This window comes from Guptibacillus spartinae (genome assembly GCF_028610625.1).
In the GTDB taxonomy this organism is placed as follows: Bacteria; Bacillota; Bacilli; order Bacillales; family Guptibacillaceae; genus Guptibacillus; species Guptibacillus spartinae.
Map to the genome: position 1 here is coordinate 70,143 of NZ_JAQQWU010000005.1, position 18,913 is coordinate 89,055.

At 41.8% G+C, this 18,913-nt stretch carries 19 protein-coding genes; 5 read left to right on the forward strand and 14 right to left on the reverse strand.

All coding sequences use genetic code 11. The features are described 5' to 3' along the window. Positions 1 to 240: 240 nt before the first annotated feature. The 4 genes from PQ511_RS10695 to PQ511_RS10710 all read right to left on the reverse strand — a co-directional run bounded on the left by PQ511_RS10695 (position 241) and on the right by PQ511_RS10710 (position 5,009). Positions 241 to 2,064, reverse strand: a complete 1,824-nt coding sequence (locus tag PQ511_RS10695; protein ID WP_273851888.1) for a solute:sodium symporter family transporter — start codon at positions 2,062 to 2,064, stop codon at positions 241 to 243. 223 nt (positions 2,065 to 2,287) lie between these two features. Continuing rightward, positions 2,288 to 3,478 (reverse strand): hypothetical protein, encoded by a 1,191-nt coding sequence (locus PQ511_RS10700; RefSeq protein WP_273851889.1) that lies wholly within the window; start codon positions 3,476 to 3,478, stop codon positions 2,288 to 2,290. Between the two features lie 132 nt (positions 3,479 to 3,610). Continuing rightward, positions 3,611 to 3,805: a hypothetical protein gene (locus PQ511_RS10705; protein ID WP_273851890.1), complete on the reverse strand. Its 195-nt coding sequence runs from the start codon at positions 3,803 to 3,805 to the stop codon at positions 3,611 to 3,613. Positions 3,806 to 3,830: 25 nt separating this feature from the next. Beyond that, the gene (locus PQ511_RS10710) at positions 3,831 to 5,009 is read right to left on the reverse strand and encodes a hypothetical protein (protein WP_273851891.1); all 1,179 of its coding nucleotides are present in this window, start codon (positions 5,007 to 5,009) and stop codon (positions 3,831 to 3,833) included. Between the two features lie 165 nt (positions 5,010 to 5,174). Here PQ511_RS10710 and PQ511_RS10715 point away from each other — a divergent pair, with 165 nt between their 5' ends. Next, positions 5,175 to 5,477 carry a hypothetical protein gene (locus tag PQ511_RS10715; RefSeq protein ID WP_273851892.1) on the forward strand — a complete coding sequence of 101 codons (303 nt, stop codon included), beginning with the start codon at positions 5,175 to 5,177 and terminating at the stop codon, positions 5,475 to 5,477. Between the two features lie 114 nt (positions 5,478 to 5,591). On the opposite strand, the gene PQ511_RS10720 is transcribed toward PQ511_RS10715, so the two are convergent. Continuing rightward, positions 5,592 to 7,253, reverse strand: coding sequence for an alpha/beta hydrolase (locus PQ511_RS10720; protein WP_273851893.1), 1,662 nt, complete (start codon positions 7,251 to 7,253; stop codon positions 5,592 to 5,594). A gap of 206 nt (positions 7,254 to 7,459) precedes the next feature. Here PQ511_RS10720 and PQ511_RS10725 point away from each other — a divergent pair, with 206 nt between their 5' ends. Next, positions 7,460 to 7,990: a 2'-5' RNA ligase family protein gene (locus PQ511_RS10725; RefSeq protein WP_273851894.1), complete on the forward strand. Its 531-nt coding sequence runs from the start codon at positions 7,460 to 7,462 to the stop codon at positions 7,988 to 7,990. Positions 7,991 to 8,144: 154 nt separating this feature from the next. Beyond that, a complete protein-coding gene (locus tag PQ511_RS10730) occupies positions 8,145 to 9,674 on the forward strand; it encodes a multicopper oxidase family protein (RefSeq protein WP_273851895.1) in 1,530 nt (509 codons plus the stop codon). Positions 9,675 to 9,746: 72 nt separating this feature from the next. Here PQ511_RS10730 and PQ511_RS10735 read toward each other — a convergent pair whose 3' ends face one another. From PQ511_RS10735 to PQ511_RS10750, 4 genes are all read right to left on the reverse strand, one after another. Then, positions 9,747 to 10,046, reverse strand: a complete 300-nt coding sequence (locus PQ511_RS10735; protein WP_273851896.1) for a hypothetical protein — start codon at positions 10,044 to 10,046, stop codon at positions 9,747 to 9,749. Between the two features lie 25 nt (positions 10,047 to 10,071). Further along, a complete protein-coding gene (locus PQ511_RS10740) occupies positions 10,072 to 10,368 on the reverse strand; it encodes a DUF4306 domain-containing protein (protein ID WP_273851897.1) in 297 nt (98 codons plus the stop codon). A 14-nt stretch (positions 10,369 to 10,382) separates the two neighbouring features. Continuing rightward, a complete protein-coding gene (locus PQ511_RS10745; protein ID WP_273851898.1) occupies positions 10,383 to 10,847 on the reverse strand; it encodes a helix-turn-helix transcriptional regulator in 465 nt (154 codons plus the stop codon). 129 nt (positions 10,848 to 10,976) lie between these two features. Next, positions 10,977 to 11,522: a TetR/AcrR family transcriptional regulator gene (locus PQ511_RS10750; protein ID WP_273851899.1), complete on the reverse strand. Its 546-nt coding sequence runs from the start codon at positions 11,520 to 11,522 to the stop codon at positions 10,977 to 10,979. A 163-nt stretch (positions 11,523 to 11,685) separates the two neighbouring features. Between PQ511_RS10750 and PQ511_RS10755 the strand changes: the two genes are divergently transcribed. Beyond that, positions 11,686 to 12,033 carry a DUF2834 domain-containing protein gene (locus PQ511_RS10755; RefSeq protein WP_273851900.1) on the forward strand — a complete coding sequence of 116 codons (348 nt, stop codon included), beginning with the start codon at positions 11,686 to 11,688 and terminating at the stop codon, positions 12,031 to 12,033. Positions 12,034 to 12,240: 207 nt separating this feature from the next. Beyond that, positions 12,241 to 12,819 (forward strand): DNA-3-methyladenine glycosylase, encoded by a 579-nt coding sequence (locus PQ511_RS10760; RefSeq protein ID WP_273851901.1) that lies wholly within the window; start codon positions 12,241 to 12,243, stop codon positions 12,817 to 12,819. Positions 12,820 to 13,134: 315 nt separating this feature from the next. Here the strand turns inward: PQ511_RS10760 and PQ511_RS10765 are convergent, their stop codons facing one another. The 5 genes from PQ511_RS10765 to abc-f all read right to left on the reverse strand — a co-directional run bounded on the left by PQ511_RS10765 (position 13,135) and on the right by abc-f (position 18,664). Then, positions 13,135 to 13,359, reverse strand: coding sequence for a hypothetical protein (locus PQ511_RS10765; protein WP_273851902.1), 225 nt, complete (start codon positions 13,357 to 13,359; stop codon positions 13,135 to 13,137). Beyond that, positions 13,356 to 13,811, reverse strand: a complete 456-nt coding sequence (locus PQ511_RS10770; RefSeq protein ID WP_273851903.1) for an HIT family protein — start codon at positions 13,809 to 13,811, stop codon at positions 13,356 to 13,358. Before PQ511_RS10770 ends, PQ511_RS10765 begins: the two co-directional genes overlap by 4 nt. A gap of 103 nt (positions 13,812 to 13,914) precedes the next feature. Then, positions 13,915 to 14,790, reverse strand: a complete 876-nt coding sequence (locus tag PQ511_RS10775) for a DMT family transporter (RefSeq protein ID WP_273851904.1) — start codon at positions 14,788 to 14,790, stop codon at positions 13,915 to 13,917. 242 nt (positions 14,791 to 15,032) lie between these two features. Next, positions 15,033 to 16,826: a S9 family peptidase gene (locus PQ511_RS10780; protein ID WP_273851905.1), complete on the reverse strand. Its 1,794-nt coding sequence runs from the start codon at positions 16,824 to 16,826 to the stop codon at positions 15,033 to 15,035. Between the two features lie 137 nt (positions 16,827 to 16,963). After that, the gene (gene abc-f / locus PQ511_RS10785) at positions 16,964 to 18,664 is read right to left on the reverse strand and encodes a ribosomal protection-like ABC-F family protein (RefSeq protein ID WP_273851906.1); all 1,701 of its coding nucleotides are present in this window, start codon (positions 18,662 to 18,664) and stop codon (positions 16,964 to 16,966) included. Positions 18,665 to 18,913 lie beyond the last annotated feature (249 nt).

Sequence of the window (18,913 nt, forward strand, 5' to 3'; positions counted from 1 at the left end):
AAGAGACATGAGAAGCCATTTTCGCGGAATTAAATTGATTTTCGCGGAAATATTGTAAAAAGCGCGGAATAATCACCCATTTTCGCGGAAAAAACGAAAATATCGCGGAATTATATCGGATTGGCCGTTTGTTAATAGGTAGAGTGCAGCTAATAATGCTAAAAAAAAGCCCGCCACCTCAAACATGAGGGTGACGAACTTCTTTTTGCACGATCAGCCGGTGAAACTGTCATGCTATCTCTATAGATCCTTCTCGGAAAAATAATTTACCTGAGGTTGCTGCGTCTGACCGCCAACCTCTCTTCCTTTTTCTTTCACAGCATCTTTCGCTCGGCGTACCGCATGACCGTACTTACGCTCCCAGCTTTTCGTTGCAGCGGCAAATGCAATCAACGTCACGACCGCAAGTGCTCCTGTCGCTGGTAAGAACGATGGTGAGATCATTCCGTCTGCATACGCAACGCCAATTGGCGAGAAGAGAAGGTACGTTTCGCAAATGCTAGCGATGAGTAGGATCCCTGCAGGCACGCTATACTTCCACGGCGTCATGTTCACTTTAGACGCTTTCGGGAAAATATAGGCTTTCTCTTGTGGCTTCCAATAAGCAATCCCAAACATGATAGCCACTTCCGCTACGAATAGAATACCGTAAATATGGATGAAATGGATGTTAACCGGAATGCCAAAGAGCTGTTCCGTTCCCCAAACCATCATATAGTAAGCGACCACATGAAAAATGATCGCAACTTTCGCGGCTAGTGCTGGTACCTTTTTCGATAGAATACCGATTAAGACTACCGCCACGATCGGGATGTTGAAAAAGCCAGTGAATTTACGAATTAAATCCCATAGGCCATTCGGTGCATACATGAGCATTGGTGAGACAAAAAACGTCACAATGGCAATGATCGAACCGAACCATTTACTTGCGGTGATGAGCTGTTCATCTGTCGCATCTTTTTTCATTGCCGGTTTGTAAATATCAAGGGCAAACATGGTTGAAGCACTATTTAATAGTGAGTTATACGAACTTAATACAGCTCCAAGCAAAACAGCGAGGAAAAAGCCAGATAAGTAAGACGGAAGCACGTTCATCACAAGCGTCGGATACGCCAGGTCAACGGACTTTAGTTCCCCACTATAAAGGTGAAACGCGATCACTCCAGGAACCATCATAAAAATCGGGATCAGTAGTTTAAAGAATCCTGAGAAAATAACCCCTTTTTGACCTTCTTTTAAACTTTGTGCTCCGAGCGTACGCTGGATCACGTACTGGTTTGTTGCCCAGTAGAACATATTCGCAATGATCAGGCCTGTAAAAATCGTACCGAATGGAACAGAGTCTTCCGGCCCGCCAATTGCATTAAGCTTTTCTGGATTTGTAGTTGTAATGGTTTTGACACCATCGAGAAATGCACCGTTTCCAAGTGCAATCAGCCCAAGGATTGGAACTAGCGCGCCTACAATGAGTAGCCCAACCCCATTAATCGTATCCGATACAGCAACCGCTTTTAAACCACCGAAGATCGCATATACTGCGCCGATAATGCCGATGCCCCAAATGACGACCCAGATGGACTGAGTATATGTAATGTTTAAAATATCCGGCACATCAAACAGCTTAAGCACCGCAAGGGCACCAGAATAAAGCATAGATGGAATCGTTACCAGAACGTACCCAACCATAAACAAAACAACGGTATAGCGTCTTACTCCTTCGTCAAATCGTTTACTCAGAAATTCAGGCAGTGTCGTGATCGACATATTCAAGTACTTTGGCAACAAGTAAAGTCCCATCAAAACGACGGCTACCCCCGCCGTTACTTCCCATGCCATGTTTGACAGGTTCGTGCGAAACGCCTGACCGTTCAACCCGACTAACTGCTCAGCTGAAAGGTTTGTTAACAAAAGCGAACCGGCAATAAACCCACCGCTCAAACCTCTTCCAGCGAGAAAATACCCATCGGAACCGCTAGTAGTCCCTTTCGTCTTCCGATAAGCTATGTATCCAACAAGCACCATGAATGCTATACAAGATAGCAATGTAAACCAAAGTGATTGCATCTTGACTCCTCCTCTACCCAATGAAAAATAATTTCTCGATTTATTGTAGTAGGAGGAATAACCTTTTTTCATAAGCAGTAAACATTTTTTTGAAATGAAGTCTAAAAAAAGGTGAAAGTTAGTAGAAAAGACACGGAGATTGGAAGGAATTCTCCCAGGGATTTTAGGCTTGATCCTATAAAAAAGGAACTGCCAATTCGGGCAGTCCCTTTTCTCGGACAGATTATTTTTTTACCAGCTGATCTACCTTTTCTGTCATCCAGTGAAAAGCCCGAGCCGCGATCAGCTGTTCAAAGTCATCCTCTAGCTCCTGCATGCAGCTTTTAAAAATCTCAACGAAGTCACTCCAATAAAAGACGGTTAACCCCTGAACGTTTGAAAAGCGATTCTCAAACAGCTGACCTTTCTCTGTCAGTTCTCTACTATAAGTTTCTACCGCTGAAACTCCTTTCGGTGAAATCGCATCATCTAGAATCAAGAGGGAAAAGTAAAAATCTTTTCCTTTTGCATAATGGGACCCGACGTCAAGATTTCGTAAAACCTGGTTTCTCTCCTGATCATGTGTCGTTCCAGTTGAAATGTCTGATTTGAACTTTGCTTCAATGAACCAGACAAAAGCATCACTCTCTAGTATGACATCCACTTCCGTTGTACCTTCTGCCGGTTGGTCCCCTCGTAGCGGTGGTCGAATCGATTCCCAGAGCTTGATCGTTAAATTGTGAGGGACCTCGTTAGGGAGGATTTGTTTTTTTAGATTGAACGTTTTCTGATCAATCCCTTTTGAAATTAGTTCAGTATACCAGTACTCTGGATTGATTTGTTGAAGCGATTTAAACACATTCCACGTGATGGCGTCTTCACTATTTTCACTTCTTAAATGCTTTGTTTTCATACTTCTCATAGCGGGTAGAATCGGATTGTACTTATCCAGTAGCAAATTGTCCCTGAAATCATCATATTCGAAGACACCGTTTTTTGAGATGGTGCCGTTTTTCGTGATTACTCGGTCTTCGGAGATGAAATCTTCAAATGAAAAGTACTGGTGACCTGGCGTGTTCGGTGTCACTTTTGGTCGGTGAGGTAATGGTGTTTCTAGGTTAAGGATCCAAAACATATAGGGTTGTCCTGGCTTTTCAAAGCCGAACCCTTTTTTTCGATCCTGGATGTAAGACAGAATTCTTTCCTGAGTGTGTGAGTCGAAACGTGTGAGGTCTGCTGATGTAGGATGATAGGGCGGCATAAGTACTAGGCGATCACGGACGGTGTAGATCGTTTCAATGAATCCACCTGTTTCACGAAAAGCGACATACGGTGTTTCTTTGTAGAGATAATGACTGGGAAACGCATGGATCATGTGCTCATAAATGATCTTACATGTGCCACTTGCCGGGAGGGTTAACACATTTTGATTCATCCCATCACCACTTCCATTTAATGTATGATGCTAAATTCATTGTACTATACTTCTATCATTCAGAAGCATATAAAAAACCACATGAACCTTAATTTCATGTGGGGGAGCGTGATTGCAATAGGCTGGTAATCCTTACATGTTCTTTTTTAAATCTTTCAATTTTTGTCTAAAAACTAACAGTACCAGACCACCAACAATGACCCATACAAAATAGAGCGTTGGGAGAGCAAGGTCGTTCAAAACAGCATAAATGCCAATCAGACATACGCCAACTAAATAAAGGCAACCAAGTAGCAGGTACATTTTTTTGATTACTGAAAAATTCATCTTTCCATCTCCCTTTCAAGAAACGTTACTTAAATCGAACCCATTCCACTTCCCTCAACGCTTCATTTATCACAAACTCCAGCTGGTGGGGCTGATCGCCATAGGGCGTTTTGACTGTTACTTCCCATTTCTGACCGTTTTGATTGATGGCTACCTCAGGTGTTTCTGTTAATACCTTATAGTAGGTCTCCTTTTTCACTTCCTCTTTATTCCCATCTTTCGTTAAAAAAATGCTCCCGTCTTTTTCAAGTCCGAGTTTATCTCCACGATGCTTGATTAACCAATCCTTGATTTCCGATGATTGCTGCTGGGCGATATCGAGGATGTTGTCTTCTGTCAGCTGAGGGATCTTATTCAACACATCAAAAAGGAAATCTGTTTGACCCTTACAGTTACCATGACACACCGTGACAACAATCGCATCTGTTGGTAACTCACTATTTTTCATTTCTCGCTTACCAGCGGTATCAATGAGGTAAGCGGGAACATCGATTTGCGAATAGCGTGTTCTCTGTCCACTTGCCTTAAGGTGGTACGCATCGATTCCCTTCTCATCTAGCATTGGTTTCTCAATGAGATCAAGTTGTTTCAAGAAAAAAGGTGTTTCTGTTAGCGTTTCTGATGCAATATGTATTGCTTCTGTTCCAACCTTCTTTCGCTCAACGATGAACGTCTTGTCATGATCAGAAAGAGTAATATGATAGCGACTTTTTTCTGGCATTGTCCTTTCTTCGATGTCCATAGTTAAGTCTCTGATTTTTCCCTTATCACTTATTTCCATATTAAAATCAATCACCTTCGAAGTGTTTCCCACTTCTCCCAGTTTACTTTGAATGTTCTCCCATTCTTGAGCAAGGCTGCCTTCGTAGAAGTTCGTGTTTTGTACTTGAATTTCCTTTGGTTGTTCGTATATGTAGGTCTGCACCCATGGAACAATGGTTGAGATAACATAAATCACTAAACCTAAATAAACCGCACGCTTCTTTGCCTTTGCATTAACTTTTATATTTCTGAAGAACAATAAATAAATGAGGAAGCCAAACGGTAACTTCCATTCATTAAACTGAAATGAAAACCCTCCAAGAATCGTATAGCCGATGAGTTTCCACATTAAAGAAGGCTCAAATTCATCTGATTTCCGGTAAATTAAGATTGTGAGAATTAAAATAACGAGGTAGAAAAACACCCCGATCACATTGTTCATCGTTTCACTCCTTCATTGAGCAGTGCCTGTCACCACCCGGATTCAGTCGAACATTGTCGAATAAATCCACCCTTTTCTCATTGGTCCTTCCCACCGCTATTTGTGCTCTCCTTTTAACTGCACTATAATGAAGGGCAGGCAGCGTAAACGAGAAAGGAGAACGAAATGTTTAATAGCTATCGCTCAAAGAGAACGACGTGGAGAACAGGTTTCTTCATCTTTATTAGCATTCTAACAACTTTCGCTATGTTTCTGATCGATCCGGTGTCTTCTCGATCCGGTGAATCAGCCGCATTATATATCATGATTTTCATCCTTGTCAGTTGTTTACTATCCATTTTATTTGCATTTGTTGTCTATCGAACGAGTGATGAGAAAAAGGGCTGGGCTACAATTGGACTGCTTTTCACGTTTTTCAACGTTTCTGTAATCGCTTACTTCACTTGGGTCGGAATAAGCCTCGTTTAATATGCATTACTACAATACCGTACCATTTTAGGAATAAAAAAACAGGCCTTGATTCCTCCTCAAACCAGGAATCAAAGCCATTTTTTATGAAAACCAAGCCGCTTAACAACAAATCTATCGATATAACGCCATAAACCGTTCCATATAATACGTAAATGTCTGATTGTAATAACCAGCAAAGTAGAAATCACTTCCATGGTTTCCGAATGGCATATAAATTACCGCAGCTTTTTTATTATCATGTTCCGCATATGTTTCTTTAAAAGATGCCGCCGTTTCATACCCAACATATGTGTCGTGCGTACCGTGGAAAAGAAGCGCTGGCGGGCTATCTTTACTCACAAGCTGTTCCGGCCAGAGCAGCTCCTCTGTGCCAGGGATACCGCCAAGTGCGGGCCCTTTGTTTGCCGGATAATAAGGGATTAGTCCCTTCACCTTAAGTTCATCTGAAAACCAGTCTTTATACTTTCCTTCCGCCATCGCAAGAGCGCTCGCCGTTGCGAGATGCCCGCCTGCCGATCCTCCTGAGATGAAGGTTGTCGAAAGATCCAAACCATATTCCTCTGCATGCTCCGCTAAATACTGCGTAAAGAGCCCAATGTGACGAACCTGATCATCAATTGAAAAGGGCCCTCTCACATGATCTGGAACGGGGCTTAGATCATAGGAACTCAGCGTCGTTAGCCCATATTGAATATCAAAAACCGCATAGCCCTGGTTCGCAAAATACGTATTTTGCTGCATGACGTTCGCATCACCTTTTTCTCCATTTGCCCACGATCCTCCATGGATCCGAATTAGAACAGGCAGCTTTCCATCCTTTTCAATTGGGAAAAAGGAATCAAAGCGTAGCTCAACGCCATCGTCCACACCTTCCGTTCCTTCATAAAACAGCACATCCTTTTCCCCTTCCACATCAGCTGGTGGAATGCCAAGAAAATAAGCAGGAAGAGTAAATGGCGATTGTTGAAATTCAGACGAATCCAACGATGATGAATTCCACTGTGCAAAAGCCGCTTCTACCTGTTCCTCTCCCTGATCAATGAGTATAGGGACAGATAAAAGCGGGAGAAAATGAACAAACGTAATCGCAAACCCGCCGATCATCGCAGTTTTTCTTAATGCGGGACGCTGTTTTTTCCACATCTTGCTTCCTTGTATAATCAGAACGGTACTTGCTAAGAAAACGAATGCGTAAAACAAAGCGAGCTGGTTTACGTAAGGTCCATAGCCGCCGTTTTCGTAACGGAAGAGAATCATAGAACTTGTAAAAAGACCGACAAGCAATACAACGACATTTCCCCATATCAACATCTCAGAAAACCATCTCGGGATGCCGTTCACTCTACCTCTTCGCTCCTTCTCCATTCTCCATGCAAAAATAAGCGTACCTATATGAACGAGAAGGAACAAACAAGGGATCAAGATAGGCAAGCTGCTTGATTCACCCGGATACTGATTTGAAAGCTGAAAATTTAATAGACCTATTAAAATCAAAGTAAAAGGAAGAAACAACAGATACAGCGTACTCGTCATGCGGAGTTTGCGTTTCTTAAGCACGCCTAGGATGCTCAATACAAGCATGACGAGAAACAAAACCCCAAACACATTCCAAATCGGACTAGTATTTCGAAATGAAAGATAAAACAAACTAAAAAGCAGATTCATCCCCGCAAGAACTTGAATGACTTTCCAGTAGGAAGTTTGTAAGATGAATTTCTTAAATAATGGCGACTTCGTTTCGTACTCCACATTTGATTCAAGTTCAGAAGACATGATAGAACCCCCCTATAAGTGCCTGTCACCACCCGGTTTAAGGCGGATATTGTCGATATTTGCAAAGTAGAAAGATATAGCAATGATACCCTATGTTCGAATAATACAACCAGTCAAACACTCTACTAATCCTAATTTTGTTATAATGACCATAATTAAACAGAAGCGCCACTAACAATTAATCTATAAAAAAGGACTGAAGCTCTATGCCCTCACAGTATTTCATCGGCATTACGCCACCACTCGACTATGTAAAAAAGGTCGAGAACTTCCAACATCAGTGGCTAGATTCTCTGATCGTCGAACCGCATATTACGCTAAAAGCACAGGGGGGTTTAACACATGATCGGGAATGGGTTGAAAAAGTGAAGTGGGTTTGTAAAAGCACGCAGCCGTTCACGATTTCATTAGCCAAACCGAACTACTTCGGTGATAACATTCTCTACTTAAGCGTTCGATCTAATGAGCTGTATCCCTTGCACGAAGCGATTGTTAAAGCGATCTCCCCTTCCGAACAACTCATCAATCACTATTTTGAACTGGAGGATTTCGTTGCGCACCTAACGCTTGGAAAAGAACAGCATGGTTTAACGAAAGAGGAGCTAAGGGATATGGAGGATGCAGCTGAGAAAGAGCTAACGCCGTACCCTACTTTCCTAGTAAAATCTGTGCAAGTTTACGAGCTACGCCCTAACAGCAACCGTTACGAGCCGCTACTTGAAATCCCTCTAGGCTGAAACCACAACATATTTTAACCACCCCTTCTTGTTCCATTTGAATAAGTGGGGGTTTTGCGTGCTCATCCTCAACTTCATCTGATCAAAATTAAAAATACTTCTTCTCATCCCCACATAAAATGAACAAAACGCTGTATAAAAAGGGGTGACACACATGCTCGAAAAGTTTGTGGATCGACTCCCCATCATTCCAACCATTCAACCACTCAAGATTCAAAACGGCATCCCCTACTACGAAGTGACGATGAGAGAAATGATGCAAAAGCTTCATCGAGATTTGCCCCCAACTCGGATCTGGGGATATAACGGGATGTTTCCTGGCCCAACCTTTCACGTCGTTCGAAATCAGCCCATTCAGGTCCTTTGGAAAAACGAGCTTCCTAACAGACATTTTCTACCGATTGATCATACTGTGCATGGAGCCGGCATAGAGGTGCCAGATGTTCGCACCGTTGTGCACCTTCACGGAGGCTCTACCCCGGATACAAGTGATGGTTACCCAGAAGCCTGGTTTACACGTTCCTTTCAACAACTCGGACCGTTCTTTACCCAACCCGTTTATGAATACCCGAACCAACAAGCCGCGACAAATCTCTGGTATCACGATCATGCGATGGGCATTACCCGCTTGAATATCTATGCTGGTCTTATTGGGATGTATGTCATTCATGATGAGGAAGAGCGCTCACTCGCCTTGCCGGACGGAACATTCGATCTTCCGCTTATTATTCAAGATCGCTCTTTTCATCAAGACGGATCTTTGTTTTATCCATCTGAACCGACCCCGCCTGTTCCAGATGTTACACCCTCAGTTGTGCCAGAGTTTTTTGGAAAAGTGAATCTCGTCAATGGAAAGGTATGGCCTTACTTAGAAGTCGAGCCGCGCAAGTATCGATTTCGCATTCTGAATGGAGCAAACGCGCGATTCTATCGACTCTCTCTTTCAAACGGCCTTTCCTTCACTCAACTCGGTACGGATCAAGGCCTATTACCACGTCCAGTGCCTGTCACCCGCGTTTTGATCGCGCCTGCCGAGCGTGTGGATGTCATTGTGGACTTTAGTCAGTCGAGTGGGGAGCTGATCACGTTAACAAACGATGCCCCTACCTCCTACCCACAGGGCAAGAAACCGAATCCAAAGTCAACGGGAGTCATCATGCAATTTCGCGTCACAAAACAACTGACTCAACAAGATAGCGTCCTTCCAACAAAACTGGCTCGGTTTAAAGTCATGAATGAGCACCAGGCAAACAACCATAGAAACCTTTTGCTTGATATGAAAGAGGATAAATATAAGCGACCTATTCATCTACTCGACAAGAAACTCTGGTCTGATCCCATCACAGAAAATCCGCGTTTAGGTCATATCGAGCTCTGGAACCTCATCAACGTCACAAAAGGCACTCATCCAATTCACCTTCACCTGATTCGCTTTCAGATTTTAGACCGCCAGCCTTTTGACCGAAAATTATACGAGCAAAAAGGCATCATCGTGCCAACTGGTCCACGCAAGAAACCTGAAGCAAATGAACGAGGCTGGAAAGATACCGTTCGCGCAAACCCAAACGAAATCACACGAATCATCATGAAGTTCGCTCCCTATGCCGGATTATTTGTCTGGCACTGCCATCTATTAGAGCATGAAGATTATGAAATGATGAGGCCTTATCTTGTTATAAAATAAAATACAAAAAAAGCTGACCCTGTCAGCTTTTTACTATTGACGCGGTGCCTGTCACCCGCGAATTTTCTTTATTTATCCCCACCACATGGCGACCACAAACAAAGACCATACGCTAATAGGCAAACCAATGAAACAAGCGACCACCAGTTGACTATTCCTGTTCATCTCTACTACTCTTAAATTTCTTCCTTTATTGACGGTAACTCCAATAATATAAAGGTAAAGAAAAATACTGAAGACAGTGAAGAAAGTTACGTAATAAATCGGCCCAATTCCAAACAGAAAATCATTCATCACATAAGCCAAATCCTGTCCAAACAAACCAAGACATGTTGCCACAAGTAAGACAACCCAGAATTGTCGCTTCTCCACCTAATCCCCTCCCCCAGGTCAGTTCTTACAATCCTACTTTTCTTCGGTTTATCATTTTCTGTAACACCCAGTGCAGCATGATTCCGACTACTATTAAAAACGAAAGTAAACATACAACGCTGATCATTGGCTGAATATGAAAGGCATAAAGAAACTTGTCAATTTCATAGATTTGCTGAGCATCTGTTACTGTTTCAGGTGTAAGGTGCAAATGCTCTTTCCAATCGTCCACATACGGCAAGTACGATGCTGTCCAAGAGGTTAAAAAGTAACTATAAACAAACACTGTCATCATGATGATCATAACGATAACCCTCTTCATTTGCCCTCTCCTTTTCACTGCCATTCGCTCTGTGAACCGAGCTCCTTCAAACGTTCTCTTGCTCCCGCTTGATCAAAGCTACTAAACCACCGATAATTCTCCTTATCGAGTATTCTGTAATGCTTGCTGATCAGATTTTGCTGAAGCCGGAAGTTTCCATTTGATTCTATTTCCACCCACCACATTCTTCCTCCCATTGTTTTATCCCTCGGTTCATTTACATTCGTGTGGGCAATTAAGCGAAGCACTTCCAACGGTTCATCCCCCAGCTTATTTTGCAAGCTGTCGCTATCAGAAAATAAAGCGACTGTGGCAACGACAACATTCCAGCTTGCCATCACACGCCCTTTTTCAATTTGCACAAGCGTCTTCTTGGAAATCCCCAAGCATTCCGCCATTTTTTCCTGTGAAAAATCACGCTCCGTTCGAATTACTTTCATTTTTTCCGAAACAACTTGCATCACAAATTCTTTCTTCAACCTCATCACCACCAGTGTCATTTTTTTCTTTTAGTGTAATTTTACACTAATCTCCGTTCTTTTCCAACACTTTCCTAAATAAAAAAAGATCACCCATTGGATGATCTAAAACTAAAAATGGATGATAAACTACCTCCTAACGCCTTCCAACCCCTCAATTGCCGACAAAATGTGTTCATCAAAGTCGAGCGATTCGAGTAATGCCACCCCTTCAACCATCACAAGCGCCAAAGCAGCCATTTTTTCCTGTTCTTCCCCTTCTTCGACCTTAAGCGTTTCTTTATAGAAGCCATAAAAATGATTTCCAATTTCTCTTGCGATTCGGTAGTAAGGATCTTCTTTTTTAGAAGCGATGGCAATAAGCTCGAGCCAAAGTTTCATATACGGTTTAATTTCTGGATCCTTCATCATCTGATAGAGGTAGCGAACCATATGAGAGAACGTTTTTTGCTCGATTTCGGTATGATCTAACATCAAAATTAATTGCTTCGAGATCGTTGATAAAACAACCGTTAGCAGTTCCTCTTTATCTGTAAAATAATGAAGAAGCATTCGATCGCTTGTCCCAGCCGCTTTCGCAAGATTTCTAAGGCTGGCAGATTGTATGCCATTCGCTAAAATATATTTAACCATTTTTTCCGTTAACTCGCTTTTTCTTCTTTCACCTTTTTTCATATGTAACACCCTTAACCTTTTTTTGTAGTATATGCTACATCTCATACTGCAGCAAATCCGATCCATCAGCAAGCTGCCTGTTAAACTTTCTCTTGAACAAAAGTGTAGCGAGTGCTACATTATAATAAAAAGTGTAGCAACCGCTACAAAAAGGAGGATTACCATGTTAAAGCAACAGACTTACCTAGAAACGAAACCGGAAAGCATTGTTACCAAGCCTCTTTTCAAACTGTTCTTAGTGACAGCACTCATTTTATTTTCCATACTAACAGTCGCCGCTGTTATCCAGTATGGGTTTGTAGGTATCTTTTCGGAGGCTTTTCAAAACTTCGCCACAATCCAAATTTTCGTAGATTTATTAATCGCCCTTATCTTCGTACTGATTTGGATGTGGTTTGATGCGAAGAAAAACAACCGTCCTTTTTGGCCATGGGCTATCGTTACGTTAGCTGTTGGTTCATTTGGACCTCTTTTTTACTTATTATTTTATAAGAATAAGGGTTCCAAGTAGCCATCAAGTAAAATCAATGAAAAATACCTTCCAACTTGTTTCAAGTTTTGGAAGGTATTTTTCATTGGTATCAGGCAATCTATTTTGTTTAGTTACTCCCCTATGATCGCCTTTCATTCCTGTTTAGTTCCTCACACCTTGTGGAAAACTAATCATAGATCATTTGAAAGTCCCGTCAAATATTACAAGTTAAGAAAGGATCCACTCATGTCAATCTTACCTAGAGAATTCTATCAAAAACCTACCCTAGAACTAGCAAAAGCGCTTCTTGGATGTGAGTTAGTCAAAGAAACAGACGAAGGAGTTGCATCTGGCTATATTGTTGAAACAGAAGCTTACCTCGGAGCAACCGATCAAGCCGCTCACAGCTTCAACAACAAACGCACAAAGCGCACAGAAGTGATGTTTGGTCCTCCTGGAAATGCGTATACCTATGTGATGCATACTCATTGCTTATTCAACGTCGTGAGTGCTGAAACCGGCGTTCCAGAAGCAGTTCTTGTGAGAGCTGTTGAGCCACTAAAAGGACTCGATTTGATGGAGCAGCGAAGACCTGGTCGTAAGCAGAAAGAATGGACGGATGGACCTGGCAAGCTCACAAAAGCACTTGGAATTGACCCAGGTGACTATGGCCATGCTTTAATACGAGCGCCCCTTTATATACGGAGTGGCTATCAGCCTGATCACATTTCTGAAGGGAAACGCATCGGTATTGATAACTCAGGGGAAGCGAAAGACTATCCGTGGCGATTCTGGATTACTGGAAATCCATATGTATCAAGATAGCAGCCTAGATGCTTCGCTCAACTCGTTTTCTATTAAGTGTACTTCTCAAAGGTCTCTACTAGTAATGTGACCACAGACTCCTGACCGACCAAACCGACACTTAAAGCCGTGCGATGGAATCACCACCGCTTTTACTCATCACACGATCTTACTTTTTAAAACGCAACACATCTAAATAAAACGGCCCAAAAAACAGTTCGTTTTGTGGGCCGTTTTTAGCCTTTCTCTTTATTTCTTTTAAGAGAAATCATTAAAGCCTCTTTCTTCTGTCATTTGGCCTTTATCTTCTCCATGTCCACCTAAGCATTCGTACCCTTAAAAGAAAAGAGATAGAGCCCCTGATAGAATGAAGACAGCTCCGACTAAAAGATGAAGACTAACAGAACTTAATTGAAGTGTCACGACTTCGAACAAACATTCCAAATACCCTTTAGCTCGATTCATCCCTTTACCACCTTGCCATACCTCTCTGACTCCCCAATAAATAAATGGGATCCCCATGCTCGTCAGCACGATAAACCAGCTGATGGATAGACTCACGTGGTTTGCACTCTTTCTAATTGAGCCCGGATTCTTTCACATAAGAGAAGAATTCCCCTTTCTGTCGCAAATGGTGCATCGTCCCACTCATAGACTTCCATTGGTCCCCAGTACTCTTCTGGGGTACCAGGGTAGCGCGGGATAAGGTGCATATGAAGATGTGGGACAGAATTACCAGACACCTGTGCATAAATATGTTCGGCGTGCTCACATTCACGAAGCGCCTTGCTCACTCGTGCGGTAATGATTCCAAATGCACTCGCTTCTTCTGCCGTCATATCCGCTAGTGAAGGCACATGTCTTTTGAGATCAATCATCACATGGCCGGGATAAACAGGCTTCTCTCCTCGATCAATATGTCCTACGTACACATACTCATCTTCATAGATCGTTCCCCCGGCTAGCTCAAGTAGTCCTGCATGTTTCCTGCAAACAAAACAATCCTTTTCCATGTCACTTTCCCCTTCGAGTCGCAGTAGTAAAAGATTTACAAAAGCTCTTACACTCATTTAATCAAATCCTCTGCATTACTACCACACTTTGTCTCATTATTCTTCAACAATCCTTCTGTTTTACACTTAACATCGTAATCGTGATCAGGATAACAATAAGACCAATACTCTGAAGGACAGTCAGAACTTCTCCTAAAACCACTAATCCAAATAAAGAAGCGGTAACAGGTTCAACCATTGCAATAACCGAAGCTACGGAGGCGGAAGTTTTTTTCAACCCTTCTACGTAGAGGTAAAAGGAAACGCCTGCGCCAATGATTCCGAGCGTAATAAACCAGATAAGATCCTCTGAAAACAATACCGAGATTGCTTCGCTATGATCAATAAACAGAAGCAATACCACAGTAAAAGTAGCAAAAGCCGTGCTAAGTACAAATGGCGGACTATTATTTTTAGAAGCATTTTTAAAACTAAAAATAAAGAGAGCATAAGAAACACCTGAGAGTAACCCGCTCATGATTCCTACCAAATTCAGTTCACTTATTCCAGTTTCATAAATGTTTGTTAATAAACTGATCCCAAACATCACAACGATCATCGAGATGACCTTAAATGGCGTAATGGACTCGATTCGAAAGCAAAAAGAACTAATCAGCACGAATACCGGTGCCGTGTACATTAAGGTCGACGCTACTGCCACTCCAGATTCGGAAATACTGAGAAAGTAAAAACTGAAGTTACTAGCTACTGCCACTCCAGCAAGCATGGCCCACATGACCGTTCTCGACGAATGCTTCTTCAAATTTTCTTTTCTTTTAACAAGTAGCCAAATGACTAAACATACTAACCCGATCGCTCCTCTATAAAAAGAGATCACTAGAGGACTCCATCCTTTGTCCATTAAAATCCCTGCTAAACCTCCTGAAATTCCCCATAAAATAGCTGCTAATATTACGAAACCTGTATAATAGTATCGCATTTCAATCCTCCTTTGGTGTATCAAAATGAACGTGTGCGGAGGGATTTCCCAGTTAATTCCCAATTAAAACAAGAATAGAGAAAACATAGGAACATTCGATACTTTTTACTATATTGGGAGTTAAAAACATTCATAAATTTATAGAAAAGTCGAACAAAAAATCATAAAAAAAAGACTCATTACGATGAGCCTTTCCTTTTGTCTAACGCCCTATTTAATGTTTTCTTAATCTTCAATGAGTTTTACTGAATTAGCTGCTGATCTAAGAAATGTAAGATCTTTTTATACACGTTGATTTCATTTTCTTTCTTTGAAAACCCGTGCCCTTCATCTTCAAGCACCATGTATTCCACTTGTGATCCTTCCTTCTTCAAGGCTTCGACAATCTGATCCGACTCAGCTTTAACAACCCTCGGATCATTCGCACCTTGAATGACGAGCATCGGTTTTTTCATCCCTTTTAAATAGGTGATCGGAGAATCTTCCGTTAATTTGTCTTTCTGTTCAACCGGGTCCCCTACGAATTTTGCCATAGACGGTTTCCAATGATCCGGGACACTATCAATGAATGAAAAGAGATTTCCTGGGCCGAAAATATCAACGACCGCTTTGTAGTATTCAGCATGACGACCGTGAAGTAAGAGCGCCATATAACCACCATAACTTCCACCCATTAAGAGCACTTTATCTGAATCAACGTAACCATTTGAGACCAACCACTCGATGCCCTTCACATTATCAAGACGCGGTCCGAATCCCCAATCCTGCTCGACCATTTTCATAAATTCCAGGCCATAACCAGTTGACCCTCTGAAATTAGGGGCAAAGATGGAATAGCCGCGATGTAACAAGAATTGATATAACGACCAGTACATTTTCCGTTCTGCCGATTGTGGTCCGCCATGCGGCCAATGAATGACATGGCCATTTGAATTTTCCTCATGAGCCCGATAAAACAACCCTTCAATTTCAAGCCCGTCATAAGAAGGATACCGAATAACCTCTGGCTCGATTAACATGTCTTCAGAAATTCCTGGCACTACGTTATTCGTAAGTTTTTCCCATTCATCCCCTTCATGCGTTTGAAAATAAATATTTGCCGGACTTGTTGAGCCATCACCGAGGATATACAAATTTCCCGTTTCCGAAATTGCCAACTTATCAATCAGGTTCACCGGGATTTTTTTAAGATCGTACGCTTCCCTACTTAAGTCATACACAAATAGACGGTCTTCCACCCCGCTGGTACTTACGAGATACAGACGATGATTTTCTTTATCCGCCTTTACGGATGTAAGATCTTCTTGTTCAAGCTCCAATACTTTGGAGAAATGCTTTGTATGTAAATTGAACTTCGCAAGATAGGAATAGTTTGATTCAAAGTTTGTTGTAAAATAAACGCTATCGGATGTGACAAAAAGAGCTTCATAAACCATGAATTCTTTCTCACTTGGTGGGGTTAACGCAAGATCTTCTCCATGACTCCTCACGAAAACGGGTGTATGGGTGTTCGAATAATGCTTCGTATAAATAAAATCCTCTTCATCTTGACTGACCGCGATGATTTCAATAGGTGCCTCACTTCCCTTTATAAGTGTCGTAACCTCTTCTGTTTCAAGGTTATAGCAATAACCGTTAAGGTAAGTGGGATTCTCCTTCGACGACGTGTAGTACAAACGCTTCCCATCTTCTGAAAGACTACTAAAGTAATGCTTTTCTCCCTCTTCAACACGAATTGGAAGCAACGAGCCACCACGAGGCTGTAGCGCATAAAGCTGAATATTTTCATCTCCATCATTGTCGAACCCCGCAATGAGAAATTCCCCTTTCTGATCATAATGAAGCGCATGGCTTCTCTGGTTCCGAAACGTCATGGGATACGGGTACTGGTTCGGTAGGTCCATTCCCCATAAATTAAAATGACCATTGATATTCGTGGTAATCACAAGCTGTTTTTCATCTGGGCTGATGACAAAGTCAGTAATGTTTAGCGTTTGAAAGAATTGCTCCACATCTGGTTTTTGAAAATTTAACATATCCATCCTCCTAAAAAACTACGATTCGTTTATTTATTCGATAAAAAGGTAATATTCTCCTTTTATAAGCGATGGTCATGTCAATTTATTAAAACAAGCACAATTCCTTCTCAAGAATTGTGCTCAGCCCCCCTTACCTATTCCATTTTTCGTTTTAAATCCATCAACTTTATTAGCTCTTTATCAATCAATTCATATTCCACTGTACCTGCCGATAAATAACTAATTTTGCCCAGAAGCTCCGTCATTTTGGTTTCAATGACGGCTAATTCTTCCCTTGCGGATTCTCTTCCTGTTCCCTTTTGTCGTTCCTCGTATTCCTTAATGCCTATCTCAACCCGCTTCATTTGCCCATTTTCAATCACTAATAATTTTGTACACAATTTTTCAATCAAGTATCTGTCATGGGAAACGATTAACAGCGTACCTGTATACGTATTTAGCGTTCTTTCCAGCTCTTCCCGGCTTGGAAGATCAAGATGGTTCGTCGGCTCATCCAGGATTAAGAAGTCATATTCCATCAATATCATATGAATGAGCTTGATTCGCGTTCGTTCTCCAAGACTTAATTGAGAAATGGGCTTCAATAGAATTTCTTGCTGAATACCCATATTGGAAAGAAGCGTTCTCGCTCTTGTTTCCTGCTGTCGATTCGATAAATCAAGGTAATCTAATGGCGTTTTTTCACCTGGTAAGTCCGTTACATCTTGCGATAGATATGCCACTTTAGTCGATTCACTTTTCCAAAGCGAACCCTTTGTAAGCTTTTCCTGCTCAAGGAGTATTTTAATAAACGTTGTTTTTCCGGTACCATTGGGGCCAATCAGCCCAATTCGTTCCCCATGCTTGATGTAAAAGTGACTTTTCTCAAAAAGCAGGCGATCCCCGAATTCCTTCTTAATCCCTTTGGCTTCGAGAACACGTTTCCCTCGTTTTGACGTTGATTCAAACTGAAAAGAGACCGTTTTCTCTTCTTTCTGCTTTTCGACTCCATCTTTCTTAAGCTCTAGATTTAAGCGTTTCACCTTCGATTTTATCTGGTTATCCTTTTTCTTTGCCTTCGCTCGTTCGAACTCCCGCAATCCCATTTGACGATTTTCAGAATTAGACCCTCCTTTTCCCGCTTCACGATGGCCCTTAGCTGACCAATCTTTCAACGTGGAGATTTGCTGTTCAATCATCTCGACCTTACGCTGCTGCTTTTCATAATCACGCTTATTCTGCTCGTACTTTCTCTGTTTTTCATTTCGATAGAATGAATAATTCCCTTCGTAGATTGTGAGTTTCCCAGCTTCCAATTCAAATATTTTTGTGACGGTTTCATCTAAAAAATAGCGATCATGCGAAATGATGAGGGCAGCACCCGAATAATTCCTCACCTCTTCAATTAACCATGTAACCCCCTGCATATCCAGGTGATTCGTTGGTTCATCCAAGATCAAAAATTCAGGAGAACTTGCCCAGATCTTCGCTAATGAGACTTTCAGTTTTTCGCCACCACTTAAATGGTATAGATCCTCCTGCTCCCATCGTTCTTTCTGAAACCCTAGCTTTTTACTTTGTTCCAGTAACCTTTCCCCGAAAAGTTCAGCATCAACAGCCAGGTAATTATCTGTTGATTGAGGCAAGTAGCCAATGTTCACATGGGGAATAGTGACAGACCCTTTATCTGGAGCCATCCTTTTCATCAGAATATTGACGAGAGTTGATTTACCCGCGCCATTCCAGCCAACTAAACCAATCTTTTCGCCATTTCGTATATCAAAGCTAACGTCACTTAAAATCTCACGTTCGCCAAAACTTTTCTGCAGTTCTTTCACTTGTATCGCTCGAGCCATGCATGTCACCTCTTATTAAATTTGATTGAGAGGCTTACCGAATAGAAATAAGCCTCTCCAAGAATCCTGGAGAGGCTGCTAATCCCATATCAAATAACATGCAAACGCTTTAACAAATAGTGAAATAAACGCAAATATAAGTTACGTCTCCTTCTACTTGAAAAAGGTACATGATGAAATGATCGCTTATTTGGACAGACTAATCCTATTTTCCAGGTTCTCAATTTTATGAAAATATGAGTTTGATCC